Source organism: Bacillus sp. es.036 (genome assembly GCF_002563635.1).
In the GTDB taxonomy this organism is placed as follows: Bacteria; Bacillota; Bacilli; order Bacillales; family Guptibacillaceae; genus Guptibacillus.
The window spans coordinates 26,231-41,828 of sequence record NZ_PDIZ01000003.1 but is presented as its reverse complement, the minus strand read 5'-3'; the positions used below and the strand labels follow the sequence as shown (position 1 = coordinate 41,828).

Below are 15,598 nucleotides of genomic sequence, written 5' to 3'. Positions count from 1 at the left end.
CCTCAAGATTTAATAAAGCCTTTATAATGACGTTTAATTAATTGACTTTCAATTTGCTTCATCGTATCAAGCGCTACCCCAACAACGATCAGCAAGCTTGTTCCGCCGATTTGCAGCGTCTGCGGCAGTCCTGCTACGGTTGTGAAAAATACCGGAATAATCGATATAACAGCAAGGAAAAGTGCTCCTACAAACGTTAAACGGTAGAGAATACGAGTAATGTACGTTTCCGTTGCATTACCCGGACGAATACCAGGAATGTATCCACCCTGTTTCTTCAGATTCTCAGCCATCTTCTCCGGATTAACCTGGACGAACGTATAGAAATACGTAAATCCAATGATGAGTAACGCATACACGACCATACCAATAGGTTGTGTATAGTCAAACACCCTAATGATCCATTCCGTTACCGTATTATCTCCGAACAACCTGGCGATCGTTGGTGGAGTAATGATCAGTGATATCGCAAAGATAACTGGAATAACACCTGCTGCATTAACTTTAATCGGTAAGTGAGTGGATTCACCACCTACTTGTCTGCGGTTAACAGTTCGTTTTGCATATTGAATTGGAATTTTGCGAAGACCTTGTTGAACAAAGATAACAGCGACAACAATTGCAAGTGCTGCAAGTGCAATAATCGCAAGAGTGACGATGTTAATGAACAACTCATCCTGAGAACCCTCAAACATCTGAGCGTAAAGCTGATTAAGCCCTGGAGGAATTGCAGCTACAATCCCAGCAAAGATTATTATTGAGATTCCATTTCCAACACCTTTTGCTGTGATCTGTTCGCCTAACCACATCAAAAAAGCCGTTCCGGCTGTTAAAACTAGAGAAATATTTAGATACGTTAGTACACCGGGATTACTAATCAACTGACCACCAACAATATTGTTAAACCCGATGGAAAGACCAATACCCTGGACAAGTCCAAGCGCAATCGTTCCATAACGAGTAACTTGTGTTAGCTTTTTACGTCCGGCTTCCCCTTGTTTAGACCATTCGGTAAACTTCGGAACAACGTCCATTTGTAAAAGCTGCACAATGATAGAAGCAGTGATATAAGGCATAATTCCCATGGCAAAGATGGAGAAGTTTTGCAACGCTCCACCGCCAAAGGTGTTGAGAACTCCGAAGAGACTCATTTGATCTTGGAATTGTAATACATCTCTGTTCACACCAGGAACCGGTATGAATGTTCCGATTCGGAACACGACAAGCATGAGTAGGGTGAAGATAATCTTGTTTCTAATATCACCTACGCGCATAATGTTGGAGATTGCTTGGAACATTAGATCACCTCAGTATTTCCGCCTGCCGCTTCAATCGCCTCTTTTGCAGAAGCAGAGAACTTGTGGGCTTTCACGGTAAGCTTTTTCTCAAGCTTACCATTACCTAGAATCTTAATTCCAGCTTTTTCTTTGCTAACTACGCCAGATTCTAAAAGAAGTTCTGGAGAAACTTCAGTTCCATCTTCAAAACGGTTCAACGAATCAAGATTAACAATCGCGAACTCTTTACGGTTCATGTTTGTAAATCCACGTTTCGGTAGACGTTTGAAGATTGGAAGTTGTCCTCCTTCGAAACCGACGCGTACACCGCCGCCAGAACGAGCTTTTTGACCTTTTTGACCACGGCCAGATGTCTTACCGTTACCAGTAGCAATACCGCGACCAAGTCTGTTGCGTTCTTTACGAGAACCTTCAGATGGTTTTAGTTCGTGTAGTTTCATTGTGGGCACCTCCTCAATGTATAGATTTTTTATGCATCAATTTCGTTAACAGTTACAAGGTGAGATACCTTGTTGATCATACCGCGAATCGCAGGATTGTCGTTATGAACAACCGTGTGATGCATTTTCTTAAGTCCAAGTGTTTTTACCGTCACGCGTTGGTCTTGAGGGCGACCAATCACACTACGTGTGAGGGTGATTTCTAATTGCTTAGCCATCTAATTTCCCTCCCTTAACCTAGTAGCTCTTCTACAGATTTTCCACGAAGCTTCGCAACGTCTTCAGCGCGCTTAAGGTTTTCAAGGCCATTAAGAGTTGCACGCACCATGTTAATCGGATTGTTAGATCCAAGAGACTTCGATAGAATGTCACCTACACCAGCAAGTTCAAGTACCGCACGAACGGGTCCGCCAGCGATAACTCCAGTACCTTCAGAAGCAGGCTTCAATAGTACGTTACCAGCTCCGAAATGACCTGTGATTTGGTGAGGGATTGTAGTTCCTACAACAGGAACAGTAATTAAGTTCTTTTTCGCATCTTCAATAGCTTTGCGAATAGCTTCAGGAACTTCCTGTGCTTTACCAGTTCCGAATCCAACGTGACCGTTTTTATCTCCGACAACTACGATAGCTGCGAAGCGGAAACGACGTCCACCTTTAACAACTTTCGCTACGCGGTTAACGGTAACTACGCGTTCTTCAAGTTCTAGTTTGTTAGCATCAATGCTAGGCATGAGTTAACCTCCTTTTTATTAAAATTTCAGTCCTGCTTCACGCGCTGCGTCTGCAAGAGCTTTTACACGTCCGTGATAGAGGTATCCTCCGCGGTCGAAAACCACTTCTGAATAACCTGCTTCAACAGCACGCTTTGCGATAGCTTCTCCGACTGTCACAGCTGCTTCTGTGTTACCGCCGTGTTCAACGTCAATTCCTTGTTCCATACTTGAAGCTCCAACGATTGTAACACCTTTAGTGTCATCGATAAGCTGAGCATAGATGTTCTTGTTAGAACGGAATACGTTTAGACGCGGACGTTCAGTAGTGCCGGTAACTGTGCGGCGTACGCGAGCGTGTCTTTTTTGACGCGCTTTGTTTTTATCGGCCTTAGTGATCATTAAACGTCACTCCTTTCCGCTAGGTTTTTACCTATTTACCTGTTTTACCTTCTTTACGACGTACATATTCGCCTTCGTAACGAATTCCTTTACCTTTGTAAGGTTCTGGAGTACGTACTGAACGGATGTTTGCTGCAACAGCTCCAACGCGTTCTTTATCGATACCTTTAACAACAACTTTTGTGTTAGAAGGTACTTCAATTTCAATGCCTTCTTCAGGTACCATCTCAACTGGGTGAGAGTACCCTACGTTAAGGATTAATTTTTGACCAGATTTACTTGCACGGTAACCAACACCGATGATTTCAAGACCTTTTTCAAAGCCTTTAGTCACACCTTCAACCATGTTAGCGATCAGGCTGCGAGTTGTTCCGTGAAGTGCACGGTGCTCTTTATGATCAGAAGGACGAGCTACTGTTAGCACGTTCTCTTCAATGTTTACTTTGATATCTGGGCTGAATGTACGAGAAAGTTCCCCTTTAGGTCCTTTGATCGTTACAACGTCTCCTTTGATATCGATTGTTACATCACTTGGGATTTCAATCGGTTTAAGTCCGACACGTGACATATTGACACCTCCATTCTGCTTTAAGAATTACCAAACGTACGCTAGAACTTCTCCGCCTACTTGCTGTTGACGAGCTTCTTTGTCCGTCATAATTCCTTTAGAAGTAGAAACAAGAGCGATTCCTAAGCCGCCAAGTACGCGAGGTACTTCGTCTGCTTTAGCGTATACGCGAAGTCCAGGTTTACTGATTCGCTTTAATCCAGTGATAACGCGTTCGTTATTTGAACCGTACTTTAAGAAGATACGGATGATTCCTTGTTTGTTGTCTTCGATCATTTCAACATCACGTACAAAACCTTCACGTTTGAGGATTTCAGCGATGTTTCTTTTCGAATTCGATGCAGGCAACTCTAGTTTTTCGTGGCGAACTGTGTTCGCATTACGAATTCTTGTAAGCATATCTGCAATTGGATCAGTCATGACCATTAGTAATTACCTCCTTCCCTATTTCGGGTTTACCAGCTAGCCTTTTTAACGCCTGGGATTTGACCTTTGTGTGCAAGTTCCCGGAAACAAATACGGCATAGTTTAAATTTACGAATAACTGAATGAGGACGTCCGCAACGTTCACAACGAGTATATTCTTGAACTTTAAACTTAGCTTGACGCTGTTGTTTCGCGATCATTGATTTTTTCGCCACAATTTTCCCTCCTTACTTACTTTTGAAATGGCATACCTAGGTTAGTCAACATTTCACGGCTCTCTTCGTCCGTATTAGCTGTTGTTACGATAACGATGTCCATTCCGCGTACTTTATTTACTTTATCGTAATCAATTTCAGGGAAAATCAACTGTTCTTTAATACCAAGTGTGTAGTTACCACGACCGTCGAATGATTTCTTAGACACACCTCTGAAGTCACGTACACGTGGAAGTGAAACAGAAATTAGTTTGTCTAGGAATTCAAACATACGAGTACCGCGCAAAGTAACTTTTGCACCGATTGGCATATCTTCACGAAGCTTAAAGCCTGCGATAGACTTCTTAGCACGTGTGATTAGTGGTTTTTGACCTGAGATTAACTCAAGTTCCTCAACAGCTGTATCAAGAGCTTTCGGGTTCTGTACAGCGTCACCAACACCCATGTTGATTACGATTTTATCAAGTTTTGGAACTTCCATAACAGAGGAATAATTAAATTTCTCCATCAATGCAGGTTTAGTTTCATTTTGATACTTTTCTTGGAAACGATTCATCGGATTGACCTCCTTTCGCTACGAACTACTTATCGAGTACTTCACCGGATTTTTTTGAGATACGAACTTTTTTCCCGTTGTCTACTTTGTAACCAACGCGAGTAGGTTCACCAGACTTCGGATCAAGCGCCATTACGTTAGAAACGTGAATCGCTGCTTCCTGCTCAATAATTCCACCTTGAGGATTAGCCTGGGATGGTTTTGAGTGTTTCTTAACAAGGTTTACACCTTCAACGATAACTCTATCTTTTTTCGGGTAAGCTTCAAGGATCACACCTTGTTTACCTTTATCCTTACCAGAAATAACTTTTACTTTATCTCCCTTTTTTACGTGCATAAGGTCGCGCACCTCCTTACAAGGCATCTATTTTCAAATGATTAAAGAACTTCTGGAGCTAGAGAAACGATTTTCATAAACTGGTTGTCGCGTAGTTCGCGTGCAACTGGTCCGAAAATACGTGTTCCGCGCGGTCCTTTGTCATCACGGATAACAACCGCTGCGTTTTCGTCAAATTTGATGTATGAACCATCTTGACGACGAACGCCAGATTTACTGCGTACAATAACAGCTCTTACGACTTCACCCTTCTTAACAACGCCACCAGGTGTTGCTTGTTTCACCGAACATACAATTACGTCACCAATGTTAGCTGTTTTGCGACCAGAGCCACCAAGTACTTTAATACAAAGCAATTCACGAGCACCAGAGTTGTCAGCTGATTTCAAACGAGATTCCTGTTGAATCATCTAGAAAGACCTCCCTTCGGACATTATTCAATGATCCGAGTTCATTTAGATAATAACTGCTTCTACAACAACTTCCATAAGACGGAAACGCTTATCTTTAGAAAGTGGACGAGTTTCCATAATAGTTACCACGTCGTTGATTTTTGCAGTGTTGTTTTCGTCATGTGCTTTTAGCTTTTTAGAATACTTAACACGTTTACCGTATAAAGGGTGCATTTTGTAAGTCTCAACTAAAACAGTAATTGTCTTATCCATTTTGTCAGAGACAACACGCCCAGTGTATTCTTTGCGATTATTGCGTTCGCTCATTTCGCAAACCTCCCCTCATATTAACCGTTTGTGATTCCTAACTCTCTTTCACGCAAAACAGTGTTTGCGCGAGCGATTGATTTACGGACTTCACGAATGCGGGCTGGGTTTTCCAGTTGACCTGTAGCAAGTTGAAAGCGAAGATTAAAAAGTTCTTCTTTAAAAGATTTCGCTTTCTGCTCGATTTCGGCAGTGGTCAAGTTACGAATTTCCTCAGCTTTCATTTGTGTCACCACCCACTTCTTCGCGTTTTACGAACTTAGTTTTAATAGGCAATTTGTGAGAAGCAAGGCGAAGTGCTTCGCGCGCTACTTCTTCAGATACGCCTGCAATTTCAAAACAGATTTTCCCTGGCTTTACTACAGCTACCCAGCCTTCAGGAGCACCTTTACCGGAACCCATTCGTACTTCAAGTGGTTTAGCAGTGTAAGGCTTTGATGGGAAAATTTTAATCCAAACTTTACCGCCACGTTTCATGTAACGAGTCATAGCAATACGAGCTGCCTCGATTTGACGGTTAGTGATCCAGCTAGCTTCAAGAGCTTGTAGACCGTATTCGCCGAATGCTACTTCAGTGCCACCTTTAGCACGTCCGCGCATTTTTCCGCGATGTTCTCTGCGGTATTTAACACGTTTAGGTAACAACATGATTTATTTTCCCCCTTCCTCTTTTTGCGTTCCTTTCGTTGGAAGGACTTCACCACGATAGATCCAAATCTTCACACCAAGCTTACCGTAAGTAGTATCTGCTTCTGCAGTACCATAATCGATGTCAGCACGAAGTGTGTGAAGAGGTACAGTACCTTCACTGTATGATTCAGAACGAGCAATATCAGCACCGTTTAGACGGCCAGATACTTGCGTTTTAATACCTTTAGCTCCAGATCTCATAGCGCGTTGAATTGTTTGCTTCATAGCGCGACGGAATGAAACTCGGTTTTCAAGTTGACGAGCGATGTTATCAGCAACTAGAGTTGCGTCGATGTCAGCTTGTTTGATTTCGAAAATGTTAACGTGAACTTTCTTACCTGTTAGTTCCGCGAGAGACTTACGAAGAGACTCAACTTCAGAACCACCTTTACCGATTACCATACCAGGCTTAGCAGTTTTCACTGTTACATTCACTCGGTTTGCTGCACGTTCGATTTCAACAGCTGAAACAGATGCATCCTTCAAACGTTTTTCAATATATTCACGAATTTTAATATCTTCGTGTAAAAGGTTAGCGTAATCTTTGTCTGCGTACCATTTAGACTCCCAATCACGAATGACACCAATTCGAAGTCCTACCGGATTAATTTTCTGACCCACTCGTTATCCCTCCTTCTTTTCTGATACCACGACTGTGATGTGGCTAGTGCGCTTGTTGATGCGGCTAGCTCTACCCATAGCACGTGGGCGGAAACGTTTCATTGTTACTCCTTCGTCCACAAACACTTGAGAAACCGTAAGATTGTTCGGCTCTAGCTCAAGATTGTGCTCTGCATTAGCGATCGCAGAGTTAAGCACTTTCTCAACTACTGGAGAAGCAGCTTTGTTTGTGTTGCGCAAAATCGCAATAGCTTCACCGACTTGCTTTCCTCGAATGAGATCTACGACTAAGCGTGCTTTACGAGGAGCAATACGCACGTGTTTTGCAACAGCTTTAGCTTGCATTCGTTGTACCTCCCCTCAAATTAACGTCTAGTTTTTTTGTCATCTGCAGCGTGCCCGCGATATGTGCGAGTTGGAGCAAATTCACCAAGCTTATGGCCGACCATGTCTTCTGTAACATAAACCGGTACGTGCTTGCGTCCATCATATACTGCAAAAGTGTGTCCAATAAATTCTGGGAATACTGTCGAACGACGAGACCAAGTTTTGATAACTTTTTTGTCGCTCTTTTCATTTAAGTCTTCGACCTTTTTCATTAAATGATCGTCGACAAAAGGTCCTTTTTTCAAACTACGACCCATTTGTGAACCTCCCTTTTGAGATTATGCTACGGCTCCGCGGAACCGTAGGTAAATCCCGTTATTTTTTGCGACGGCGTACGATGTACTTGTCGGATTCTTTATTTTTCTTACGAGTCTTAAATCCAAGGGTTGGTTTGCCCCAAGGTGACATTGGTGATTTACGTCCGATAGGTGCACGACCTTCACCACCACCGTGTGGGTGATCAACAGGGTTCATTACAGAACCACGAACTGTAGGACGAATGCCCAACCAGCGAGAACGACCAGCTTTACCAATATTGATAAGCTCATGTTCAAGGTTTCCAACCTGACCGATTGTAGCGCGGCAAGTAGAAAGAATCATACGAGTTTCTCCAGAACGAAGACGTACTAGTACGTATCTACCTTCTTTACCAAGAAGCTGAGCTTCTGCACCAGCAGAACGAACAAGCTGTCCGCCACGGCCTGGCTTAAGTTCAATATTATGAATTGTTGTACCAACTGGAATGTTGATTAGTGGAAGAGTGTTTCCTACTTTAATGTCAGCTTCTACGCCAGACATAATTTCAGTTCCTACTTTAATTCCTTTTGGAGCAAGAATGTAACGCTTCTCTCCATCAGCATAGTTGATAAGAGCGATGTTTGCAGAACGGTTCGGATCGTATTCGATCGTAGCAACGCGGCCTGGTATTCCATCTTTATCTCGTTTAAAGTCGATAATACGATATTTACGCTTATGGCCGCCACCTTGGTGACGAACTGTCAAGCGACCCTGGTTGTTACGACCGCCTTTTCTATGAATCGGTGCAAGCAACGATTTTTCAGGCTGGTCTGTTGTGATTTCAGCAAAGTCAGATACTGACATACCACGACGACCGTTTGTGGTCGGTTTATACTTTTTAATCGCCATTCTTATTTCCCTCCTTCTCTATTATTTTTAGACGCCTTCAAAGAAGTCCAATTCTTTGCTTTCTGGTGTAAGCGTCACGATAGCTTTTTTGCGACGTGGTGTAAATCCGCTGTGGCGGCCAACACGTTTCTTTTTACCCATATAGTTCTGAGTATTTACTCCAGCAACTTTAACTCCGAAAATTTCTTCAAGAGCACTCTTGATTTGAGTTTTGTTAGCACGAGTATCTACTTCGAAAGTATACTTTTTGTCTGCCATTACGTCTGTAGTAGCTTCAGTAATAACGGGGCGCTTGATGATATCACGAGCGTTCATTACGCTAGCACCTCCTCTACTTTTTCCACAGCGTCTTTTGTCATAACTAGTTTGTCAGCTTTAAGGACATCAAGGATGTTAAGTCCAGCTGTAGTTACAACAGTAACACCAGGAATATTGCGTGCAGATAATGCAACTGCTTCGTTATAGTCTCCTGTAACGATAAGCGCCTTTTTCTCTGCAGATAGGCTTGATAATACTGATTTCATTTCCTTTGTTTTTGGAGCATCAAAAGAAATGCTGTCCACGATGACCATATCCTCTGTTTGTACTTTAGAAGACAAAGCAGAACGGATTGCCAAACGGCGAACTTTTTTAGGTAGCTTGTAAGAATAGCTTCTTGGTGTCGGACCAAATACTACTCCACCGCCAACCCATTGTGGTGAACGGATTGAGCCCTGACGAGCACGACCTGTTCCTTTTTGGCGCCATGGTTTAGCTCCACCACCGCGTACTTCTGAACGATTTTTCACGTCATGGTTACCTTGACGCAAAGATGCTTGCTGCATGATAACCGCATCATACATAACACTTTCGTTTGGTTCGATCCCGAAGATTGCTTCAGCGAGTTCGATGTCGCCGACTTGTGCTCCGGTTTGGTTGAACATTGTTACTTTAGGCACTTGGATATCCTCCCTTCTTACTTAGCTTCTTTTGCTTTAACCGCGCTTTGGATAGTTACGTAGCTCTTCTTAGCTCCAGGTACGTTACCTTTTACTAGAATTACGTTACGTTCTAAATCAACTTTAACGATCTCAAGGTTTTGTACAGTTACACGTTCGCCACCCATGCGACCAGGTAGAAGTTTACCTTTCATAACACGCATTGGATCGATAGGTCCCATTGAACCTGGACGACGGTGATAACGAGAACCGTGAGTCATTGGTCCGCGAGATTGGTTGTGGCGCTTGATTGCACCCTGGAAACCTTTCCCTTTAGACGTACCAGTTACATCAACTACGTCACCTTCGTTAAAGATATCAACCTTGACTTCCTGACCAATTTCGTAACTACCTTCTGCGTTACGAATTTCTTTCACGAAGCGCTTAGGTGTTGTGCTAGCTTTTGTAGCATGGCCTTCCTCAGGCTTGTTGAAGCGAGACTTCTTCTTATCAGCAAAACCAACTTGGATTGCTTCATAGCCGTCTGTATCAACAACTTTCTTTTGAAGGACAACGTTTGGTTCTGCTTCAATTACAGTTACCGGGATAATATCTCCGTTGTCAGCAAAGACTTGTGTCATGCCTACTTTTCTTCCTAAGATTCCTTTGGTCATTCGTCACACCTCCTAATTGTTTTTAAATAATTTATTTAGCGTTATATTAAAGTTTAATTTCAATGTCAACGCCAGACGGTAGGTCCAAACGCATTAACGAGTCAACCGTTTGTGGTGTAGGCTCGATGATGTCAATTAGACGCTTATGCGTACGCATTTCAAACTGCTCACGAGAATCTTTGTACTTGTGTACAGCACGTAGAATTGTGTAAACAGATTTTTCCGTCGGCAACGGGATCGGTCCGGATACTTGTGCACCTGAACGTTTTGCTGTTTCTACGATTTTCTCAGCAGACTGATCTAGAATACGGTGATCATATGCTTTTAAACGAATACGAATCTTTTGCTTTGCCATTATTTCCCCTCCTTTATCGCCCATATTGTTATAGACAGTTCTCCGTGAAAATAAACCCAACACACTCGCCATGGCAAAGGGGCCGGGTGTGTCAGCAACCTTCCACATCATCGCTGTTTATGACCAACATTCTTATTATACTAAACCTAAAGCCTAATTGCAAGGCTTAGTCCAACTAAAAAGTATGTCAATCGCACACTTTTAATAGTATAACGGCCTGAGCCATAAAATGCAAGGCCTAAAAGCAATTTCAGACTATTTGAACATCCTTAAGAAGTTTCGATCGAACTGAATCGAACCCATTTGTCTAATTTAACATAACTTCCAAATAAAAAACACCCGGAAAAATCCGGGTGTTTTGGATAATCATAGAGATTACTCAGTGATTGTTGCTACAACGCCTGCGCCTACAGTACGTCCACCTTCACGGATAGAGAACTTAGTTCCATCTTCGATAGCGATTGGAGCGATAAGTTCAACTGTCATTTCGATGTTGTCTCCAGGCATAACCATTTCAACGCCTTCAGGAAGTGCAATTGTACCAGTTACATCAGTTGTACGGAAGTAGAACTGAGGACGGTAGTTAGCGAAGAATGGAGTGTGACGTCCACCCTCTTCTTTAGAAAGAACGTAAACTTCAGCTTGGAACTTAGTGTGAGCTTTTACAGTTCCTGGCTTAACAAGAACTTGTCCACGCTGAATGTCATCGCGGGATACACCACGAAGAAGTGCACCAATGTTGTCACCAGCTTCAGCATAATCAAGAAGCTTACGGAACATTTCAACACCAGTAACTGTTGTCTTCTTGTTCTCTTCAGCAAGACCAAGAATTTCAACTTCGTCACCAACTTTGATTTGTCCACGCTCAACACGGCCTGTTGCTACAGTACCACGACCAGTGATTGAGAATACGTCCTCAACTGGCATCATGAATGGCTTGTCAGTGTCACGTGTTGGAGTTGGGATATACTCATCAACTGCATCCATAAGTTCGAAGATTTTCGCTTCGTAGTCAGCGTCGCCTTCTAGAGCTTTAAGTGCAGAACCTTTAATTACTGGAACATCGTCGCCATCGAAGTCGTATTCAGAAAGAAGATCACGTACTTCCATTTCAACTAGTTCTAGTAGTTCTTCGTCGTCAACCATGTCACACTTGTTCAAGAATACAACAAGAGTAGGTACACCAACTTGACGAGAAAGAAGGATGTGCTCACGAGTTTGTGGCATTGGGCCATCAGCAGCAGAAACTACTAGGATTCCTCCGTCCATTTGTGCAGCACCAGTGATCATGTTTTTAACATAGTCAGCGTGACCTGGGCAGTCAACGTGTGCATAGTGACGGTTTTCAGTTTCGTACTCAACGTGTGCAGTTGAGATTGTGATTCCACGTTCGCGCTCTTCAGGAGCACCATCGATTTGGTCGTAAGCCATAGCAGTACCACTACCAGAACGCTTGTGAAGCACTGAAGTGATCGCAGCTGTTAGAGTAGTTTTACCATGGTCAACGTGTCCAACTGTACCAATGTTAACGTGGGGCTTGGAGCGGTCGAATTTTTCTTTAGACATTAGTGTTTCCTCCTTTGATTACCAAGAAATTATCTATGCCAAGATAGGCGTATGAATAAATCAATCTCGCCTATCTTAGATTACAACAAAAGTTGGTTTGCTACAATTATTCACCTGTAGCTTTTTTAATGATTTCTTCAGAAATTGATTTAGGCACTTGCTCGTAATGATCGAAAGTCATCGTGTAAGTACCACGACCTTGCGTACGAGAACGAAGTGTTGTTGCATAACCAAACATTTCTGATAGTGGAACGAATGCGTTGATAACTTGAGCGTTTCCGCGTGCAGTCATACCCTCAACACGTCCACGACGGCTAGTTACGTCGCCCATGATGTCTCCCATATATTCTTCTGGCACTACAACTTCAACTTTCATCATAGGCTCAAGAAGAGCTGGGTCACAGACAGTTTTAGCTTTTTTCAAAGCCATAGATGCTGCGATCTTAAATGCCATTTCGTTGGAGTCAACGTCATGGTAAGATCCATCAACAAGACGAGCTTTTACGTCGATTAGTGGATAGCCTGCAAGGAGACCATTAGCCATTGAATCGCGAAGACCCGCTTCAACTGCAGGGATGTATTCACGAGGAACAACACCACCGACAATTTTGTTTTCGAACTCAAATCCTGCGCCTTCTTCGTTAGGTTCAAATTCAACCCATACGTGTCCGAATTGTCCACGACCACCGGATTGACGTACGAATTTACCTTCAACCTTACCAGCTTTACGGATTGATTCGCGGTATGCAACCTGAGGTGCACCAACTGTTGCTTCAACTTTAAACTCACGACGTAAACGGTCAACGATGATATCAAGGTGAAGTTCACCCATTCCAGAAATAATCGTTTGTCCAGTTTCTTCGTTTGTTTCAGTTTTGAAAGTTGGATCCTCTTCAGCAAGCTTAGCTAAAGCTACAGACATTTTATCCTGGTCACTCTTAGTCTTCGGCTCGATTGCTACTGAAATAACCGGATCTGGGAAGTCCATAGATTCAAGGATAACTGTATCCTTTTCATCACATAGAGTATCACCAGTAGAAGTATCTTTCAAACCAACTGCCGCTGCAATATCCCCTGCATATACAGTAGAGATTTCTTCACGAGAGTTAGCGTGCATCTGAAGGATACGACCAACACGTTCACGCTTGTCTTTTGTCGAGTTCTTAACATAAGAACCAGAAGAAAGCGTTCCTGAGTAAACACGGAAGAATGTAAGCTTACCAACGTAAGGGTCAGTCATTACTTTAAATGCAAGTGCAGAGAAAGGACCATTATCGTCAGCAGTACGGATTACTTCTTCTTCAGAGTCTTTTAGATGACCTTTAATTGCTGGTACATCAAGTGGTGAAGGTAGGAAGTCAAGTACAGCATCAAGAACAAGCTGAACGCCTTTGTTCTTAAATGCAGAACCACAAAGTACAGGATAGAATTCAACGTTACAAGTTCCTTTACGGATTGCAGCTTTGATTTCTTCAACTGTTAGTTCTTCACCTTCAAGATATTTCATCATAAGATCTTCATCAAGCTCAGCGACAGCCTCGATAAGCTTCGTACGGTACTCTTCAGCTTGTTCCTTGTATTCAGCAGGAATTTCGCGTGATTCAGTACGTGAACCAAGATCATCAAGATAATAGAAAGCTTCCATTGTGATAAGATCAATGATTCCTTCGAATTCATCTTCAGCACCGATTGGGAGCTGAACAGGGTGCGCGTTAGCTTGTAGACGCTCAGTTAGTGTACCTGTAGAGTAAAGGAAGTCTGCTCCTAGTTTATCCATTTTGTTAATGAATACAATACGAGGTACGCCGTAGTTAGTAGCTTGACGCCAAACAGTTTCTGTTTGTGGTTCAACACCAGATTGTGCATCAAGTACTGCAACTGCTCCATCCAATACACGCAATGAACGTTCAACTTCTACTGTGAAGTCTACGTGACCAGGCGTGTCAATGATGTTAACACGGTGATCTTTCCACTGGGCAGTGGTAGCAGCAGAAGTGATCGTGATTCCACGTTCTTGCTCCTGCTCCATCCAGTCCATCTGTGATCCACCTTCGTGAGTTTCACCAATTTTGTGGATTCGCCCTGAGTAGAAAAGAATACGCTCAGTAGTTGTTGTTTTACCAGCATCGATGTGAGCCATGATACCGATATTACGTGTATCTCTTAAGGAGAATTCTCTTGCCATTAGTATTTCTCCTTCCTTTTATAAAGGGATTTGGGTTGTGTGCTGATTACCAGCGATAGTGAGCAAACGCTTTGTTTGCTTCAGCCATTTTGTGCTGTTCTTCACGCTTCTTAACAGAAGCACCTGTGTTGTTAGCTGCATCCATAATTTCGTTAGCAAGTCTTTCTACCATAGTCTTTTCACCGCGAAGACGGGAATAGTTCACAAGGTAACGAAGACCTAGCGTTGTACGGCGTTCTGGACGAACTTCAACCGGCACCTGGTAGTTTGCACCACCAACACGACGAGCGCGTACTTCAAGTACTGGCATAACGTTTTTCAACGCCTGGTCAAATACTTCCATAGCCTCTGTGTTTGTGCGTTCTTGGATAAGATCGAATGCTTTGTATAGCACCTGCTGAGCTTTACCTTTCTGACCGTCTACCATAAGGCGGTTGATCAGGCGAGTAACTAGCTTGGATTTGTAAATTGGATCTGGTAATACGTCACGACGTTCTACTGGACCTTTACGTGGCATGGGTTAACCCCCTTTCATTATTTAATAATATGATAGCTATTATTTCTTAGCTTCTTTCGGTCTCTTAGTACCGTATTTAGAACGACCTTGTCTACGATCGTTAACACCTGCAGTGTCAAGCGCACCACGAACGATGTGGTAACGTACACCCGGTAAATCCTTAACACGTCCTCCACGGATAAGCACGACACTGTGCTCCTGAAGGTTGTGCCCGATACCAGGGATATAAGCTGTTACTTCAATTCCGTTAGTAAGACGAACACGAGCGTATTTACGCAATGCGGAGTTCGGCTTCTTAGGAGTCATCGTACCTACACGAGTACATACACCACGTTTTTGTGGAGATGAAAGGTCTGTATGAGACTTTTTGAAGCTGTTATACCCTTTGTTCAATGCTGGAGAATCGGATTTCTTTGTTTTAGAAACGCGACCTTTACGAACAAGTTGGTTAATAGTTGGCATTTTGTTTTCCTCCCTTCTTTTGTTAATAGCAAGCCCACACATCCAGGTGGTTCATGTATAGATAAAAGGAAAGTTTTTGCCTGGCAGGGCATGCCTCGCCCGGCAAAAACGGTTATGCTTTTATCGTAACTGTTGCAGCGCCGACTTCGATCCCGCATGCCTTACCAAGTTTCTTCATAGAATCAACTCGATGAACAGGTATGCTTTTCTCTTCGGCGAGTGCAACAACTTTAGAAGTTACCCTGCGATCAGCGTCGTCAGCAATGAAAACTTCCTTCGCTTCTCCAATCTGGAGGGCCTTTAGAGTTTGTTTCGTCCCAATAATTAATTCATCTGCCTGCGATACTTTTTCATAAGACACGAACATATCCTCCAAAGCAACAGGATTATCGGGAGCACCTTGGA

Annotated in this window: 27 protein-coding genes; all 27 read right to left on the bottom strand. The window is 43.0% G+C overall.

All coding sequences use genetic code 11. The features are described 5' to 3' along the window. Positions 1-2 precede the first annotated feature (2 nt). Positions 3-1,298: a preprotein translocase subunit SecY gene (gene secY / locus ATG70_RS18865; protein WP_098445989.1), complete on the bottom strand. Its 1,296-nt coding sequence runs from the start codon at positions 1,296-1,298 to the stop codon at positions 3-5. Then, the gene (gene rplO / locus ATG70_RS18860; RefSeq protein WP_098445988.1) at positions 1,298-1,738 is read right to left on the bottom strand and encodes a 50S ribosomal protein L15; all 441 of its coding nucleotides are present in this window, start codon (positions 1,736-1,738) and stop codon (positions 1,298-1,300) included. The genes secY and rplO overlap by 1 nt, the downstream gene beginning before the upstream one ends. A 29-nt stretch (positions 1,739-1,767) precedes the next feature. Continuing rightward, a complete protein-coding gene (gene rpmD / locus ATG70_RS18855) occupies positions 1,768-1,956 on the bottom strand; it encodes a 50S ribosomal protein L30 (protein ID WP_098445987.1) in 189 nt (62 codons plus the stop codon). A gap of 14 nt (positions 1,957-1,970) precedes the next feature. Then, entirely contained in the window at positions 1,971-2,471 is a 501-nt protein-coding gene (gene rpsE, locus ATG70_RS18850) for a 30S ribosomal protein S5 (protein ID WP_098445986.1), read from the bottom strand. Positions 2,472-2,489: 18 nt separating this feature from the next. Next, positions 2,490-2,852, bottom strand: a complete 363-nt coding sequence (rplR, locus tag ATG70_RS18845) for a 50S ribosomal protein L18 (RefSeq protein ID WP_098445985.1) — start codon at positions 2,850-2,852, stop codon at positions 2,490-2,492. Positions 2,853-2,883: 31 nt separating this feature from the next. Beyond that, the gene (gene rplF, locus ATG70_RS18840; protein ID WP_098445984.1) at positions 2,884-3,420 is read right to left on the bottom strand and encodes a 50S ribosomal protein L6; all 537 of its coding nucleotides are present in this window, start codon (positions 3,418-3,420) and stop codon (positions 2,884-2,886) included. Between the two features lie 27 nt (positions 3,421-3,447). Continuing rightward, positions 3,448-3,846 (bottom strand): 30S ribosomal protein S8, encoded by a 399-nt coding sequence (gene rpsH / locus ATG70_RS18835; protein ID WP_098445983.1) that lies wholly within the window; start codon positions 3,844-3,846, stop codon positions 3,448-3,450. A gap of 29 nt (positions 3,847-3,875) precedes the next feature. Then, the gene (gene rpsN / locus ATG70_RS18830; protein WP_098445982.1) at positions 3,876-4,061 is read right to left on the bottom strand and encodes a 30S ribosomal protein S14; all 186 of its coding nucleotides are present in this window, start codon (positions 4,059-4,061) and stop codon (positions 3,876-3,878) included. A 16-nt stretch (positions 4,062-4,077) separates the two neighbouring features. Next, positions 4,078-4,617 (bottom strand): 50S ribosomal protein L5, encoded by a 540-nt coding sequence (gene rplE / locus ATG70_RS18825; RefSeq protein ID WP_098445981.1) that lies wholly within the window; start codon positions 4,615-4,617, stop codon positions 4,078-4,080. Between the two features lie 25 nt (positions 4,618-4,642). After that, entirely contained in the window at positions 4,643-4,954 is a 312-nt protein-coding gene (rplX, locus tag ATG70_RS18820) for a 50S ribosomal protein L24 (RefSeq protein ID WP_048313333.1), read from the bottom strand. A gap of 41 nt (positions 4,955-4,995) precedes the next feature. Further along, positions 4,996-5,364: a 50S ribosomal protein L14 gene (gene rplN / locus ATG70_RS18815; RefSeq protein ID WP_098445980.1), complete on the bottom strand. Its 369-nt coding sequence runs from the start codon at positions 5,362-5,364 to the stop codon at positions 4,996-4,998. A 45-nt stretch (positions 5,365-5,409) separates the two neighbouring features. Next, positions 5,410-5,673, bottom strand: a complete 264-nt coding sequence (rpsQ, locus tag ATG70_RS18810; protein ID WP_098445979.1) for a 30S ribosomal protein S17 — start codon at positions 5,671-5,673, stop codon at positions 5,410-5,412. Between the two features lie 20 nt (positions 5,674-5,693). Continuing rightward, the gene (gene rpmC / locus ATG70_RS18805) at positions 5,694-5,897 is read right to left on the bottom strand and encodes a 50S ribosomal protein L29 (RefSeq protein ID WP_048313330.1); all 204 of its coding nucleotides are present in this window, start codon (positions 5,895-5,897) and stop codon (positions 5,694-5,696) included. After that, complete coding sequence (gene rplP, locus ATG70_RS18800; protein WP_048313329.1) at positions 5,887-6,321, bottom strand: 50S ribosomal protein L16; 435 nt, start codon at positions 6,319-6,321, stop codon at positions 5,887-5,889. The genes rpmC and rplP overlap by 11 nt, the downstream gene beginning before the upstream one ends. 3 nt (positions 6,322-6,324) lie before the next feature. Continuing rightward, positions 6,325-6,984, bottom strand: a complete 660-nt coding sequence (gene rpsC / locus ATG70_RS18795) for a 30S ribosomal protein S3 (RefSeq protein ID WP_098445978.1) — start codon at positions 6,982-6,984, stop codon at positions 6,325-6,327. 3 nt (positions 6,985-6,987) lie between these two features. Beyond that, positions 6,988-7,329 carry a 50S ribosomal protein L22 gene (rplV, locus tag ATG70_RS18790; protein ID WP_048313327.1) on the bottom strand — a complete coding sequence of 114 codons (342 nt, stop codon included), beginning with the start codon at positions 7,327-7,329 and terminating at the stop codon, positions 6,988-6,990. Between the two features lie 20 nt (positions 7,330-7,349). After that, complete coding sequence (rpsS, locus tag ATG70_RS18785; protein WP_048313326.1) at positions 7,350-7,628, bottom strand: 30S ribosomal protein S19; 279 nt, start codon at positions 7,626-7,628, stop codon at positions 7,350-7,352. 58 nt (positions 7,629-7,686) lie between these two features. Beyond that, positions 7,687-8,517, bottom strand: a complete 831-nt coding sequence (gene rplB / locus ATG70_RS18780) for a 50S ribosomal protein L2 (RefSeq protein ID WP_098445977.1) — start codon at positions 8,515-8,517, stop codon at positions 7,687-7,689. A gap of 27 nt (positions 8,518-8,544) precedes the next feature. Beyond that, a complete protein-coding gene (rplW, locus tag ATG70_RS18775) occupies positions 8,545-8,832 on the bottom strand; it encodes a 50S ribosomal protein L23 (protein ID WP_098445976.1) in 288 nt (95 codons plus the stop codon). Continuing rightward, positions 8,832-9,455 (bottom strand): 50S ribosomal protein L4, encoded by a 624-nt coding sequence (gene rplD / locus ATG70_RS18770; RefSeq protein ID WP_098445975.1) that lies wholly within the window; start codon positions 9,453-9,455, stop codon positions 8,832-8,834. The genes rplW and rplD overlap by 1 nt, the downstream gene beginning before the upstream one ends. Before the next feature lie 17 nt (positions 9,456-9,472). Continuing rightward, positions 9,473-10,108, bottom strand: a complete 636-nt coding sequence (gene rplC, locus ATG70_RS18765; RefSeq protein WP_098445974.1) for a 50S ribosomal protein L3 — start codon at positions 10,106-10,108, stop codon at positions 9,473-9,475. A gap of 46 nt (positions 10,109-10,154) precedes the next feature. Further along, positions 10,155-10,463 carry a 30S ribosomal protein S10 gene (gene rpsJ / locus ATG70_RS18760; RefSeq protein ID WP_098445973.1) on the bottom strand — a complete coding sequence of 103 codons (309 nt, stop codon included), beginning with the start codon at positions 10,461-10,463 and terminating at the stop codon, positions 10,155-10,157. 375 nt (positions 10,464-10,838) lie between these two features. Further along, positions 10,839-12,029: an elongation factor Tu gene (tuf, locus tag ATG70_RS18755; RefSeq protein WP_098445972.1), complete on the bottom strand. Its 1,191-nt coding sequence runs from the start codon at positions 12,027-12,029 to the stop codon at positions 10,839-10,841. 106 nt (positions 12,030-12,135) lie between these two features. Then, positions 12,136-14,214 carry an elongation factor G gene (gene fusA, locus ATG70_RS18750; RefSeq protein WP_098445971.1) on the bottom strand — a complete coding sequence of 693 codons (2,079 nt, stop codon included), beginning with the start codon at positions 14,212-14,214 and terminating at the stop codon, positions 12,136-12,138. Positions 14,215-14,260: 46 nt separating this feature from the next. Next, the gene (gene rpsG / locus ATG70_RS18745; RefSeq protein WP_098445970.1) at positions 14,261-14,731 is read right to left on the bottom strand and encodes a 30S ribosomal protein S7; all 471 of its coding nucleotides are present in this window, start codon (positions 14,729-14,731) and stop codon (positions 14,261-14,263) included. A 39-nt stretch (positions 14,732-14,770) separates the two neighbouring features. After that, positions 14,771-15,193, bottom strand: a complete 423-nt coding sequence (gene rpsL / locus ATG70_RS18740) for a 30S ribosomal protein S12 (RefSeq protein WP_048313317.1) — start codon at positions 15,191-15,193, stop codon at positions 14,771-14,773. A 112-nt stretch (positions 15,194-15,305) separates the two neighbouring features. Next, entirely contained in the window at positions 15,306-15,554 is a 249-nt protein-coding gene (locus tag ATG70_RS18735; protein ID WP_098445969.1) for a 50S ribosomal protein L7ae-like protein, read from the bottom strand. Between the last annotated feature and the right edge of the window lie 44 nt (positions 15,555-15,598).

What these genes read in the sequence shown, in the direction of transcription:
- rplW (WP_098445976.1), bottom strand. Translation starts at nt 8,832, where the DNA reads ATGAACGCTCGTGATATCATCAAGCGCCCCGTTATTACTGAAGCTACT.
- rplV (WP_048313327.1), bottom strand. Translation starts at nt 7,329, where the DNA reads ATGCAAGCTAAAGCTGTTGCAAAACACGTGCGTATTGCTCCTCGTAAA.
- rplB (WP_098445977.1), bottom strand. Translation starts at nt 8,517, where the DNA reads ATGGCGATTAAAAAGTATAAACCGACCACAAACGGTCGTCGTGGTATG.
- rpsJ (WP_098445973.1), bottom strand. Translation starts at nt 10,463, where the DNA reads ATGGCAAAGCAAAAGATTCGTATTCGTTTAAAAGCATATGATCACCGT.
- rpsE (WP_098445986.1), bottom strand. Translation starts at nt 2,471, where the DNA reads ATGCCTAGCATTGATGCTAACAAACTAGAACTTGAAGAACGCGTAGTT.
- rpsQ (WP_098445979.1), bottom strand. Translation starts at nt 5,673, where the DNA reads ATGAGCGAACGCAATAATCGCAAAGAATACACTGGGCGTGTTGTCTCT.
- rpmC (WP_048313330.1), bottom strand. Translation starts at nt 5,897, where the DNA reads ATGAAAGCTGAGGAAATTCGTAACTTGACCACTGCCGAAATCGAGCAG.
- rpsH (WP_098445983.1), bottom strand. Translation starts at nt 3,846, where the DNA reads ATGGTCATGACTGATCCAATTGCAGATATGCTTACAAGAATTCGTAAT.
- rpsS (WP_048313326.1), bottom strand. Translation starts at nt 7,628, where the DNA reads ATGGGTCGTAGTTTGAAAAAAGGACCTTTTGTCGACGATCATTTAATG.
- rplO (WP_098445988.1), bottom strand. Translation starts at nt 1,738, where the DNA reads ATGAAACTACACGAACTAAAACCATCTGAAGGTTCTCGTAAAGAACGC.
- secY (WP_098445989.1), bottom strand. Translation starts at nt 1,298, where the DNA reads ATGTTCCAAGCAATCTCCAACATTATGCGCGTAGGTGATATTAGAAAC.
- rplF (WP_098445984.1), bottom strand. Translation starts at nt 3,420, where the DNA reads ATGTCACGTGTCGGACTTAAACCGATTGAAATCCCAAGTGATGTAACA.
- rpmD (WP_098445987.1), bottom strand. Translation starts at nt 1,956, where the DNA reads ATGGCTAAGCAATTAGAAATCACCCTCACACGTAGTGTGATTGGTCGC.
- rplC (WP_098445974.1), bottom strand. Translation starts at nt 10,108, where the DNA reads ATGACCAAAGGAATCTTAGGAAGAAAAGTAGGCATGACACAAGTCTTT.
- rplN (WP_098445980.1), bottom strand. Translation starts at nt 5,364, where the DNA reads ATGATTCAACAGGAATCTCGTTTGAAATCAGCTGACAACTCTGGTGCT.
- tuf (WP_098445972.1), bottom strand. Translation starts at nt 12,029, where the DNA reads ATGTCTAAAGAAAAATTCGACCGCTCCAAGCCCCACGTTAACATTGGT.
- rplR (WP_098445985.1), bottom strand. Translation starts at nt 2,852, where the DNA reads ATGATCACTAAGGCCGATAAAAACAAAGCGCGTCAAAAAAGACACGCT.
- rplX (WP_048313333.1), bottom strand. Translation starts at nt 4,954, where the DNA reads ATGCACGTAAAAAAGGGAGATAAAGTAAAAGTTATTTCTGGTAAGGAT.
- rplP (WP_048313329.1), bottom strand. Translation starts at nt 6,321, where the DNA reads ATGTTGTTACCTAAACGTGTTAAATACCGCAGAGAACATCGCGGAAAA.
- rpsL (WP_048313317.1), bottom strand. Translation starts at nt 15,193, where the DNA reads ATGCCAACTATTAACCAACTTGTTCGTAAAGGTCGCGTTTCTAAAACA.
- fusA (WP_098445971.1), bottom strand. Translation starts at nt 14,214, where the DNA reads ATGGCAAGAGAATTCTCCTTAAGAGATACACGTAATATCGGTATCATG.
- rpsG (WP_098445970.1), bottom strand. Translation starts at nt 14,731, where the DNA reads ATGCCACGTAAAGGTCCAGTAGAACGTCGTGACGTATTACCAGATCCA.
- rplE (WP_098445981.1), bottom strand. Translation starts at nt 4,617, where the DNA reads ATGAATCGTTTCCAAGAAAAGTATCAAAATGAAACTAAACCTGCATTG.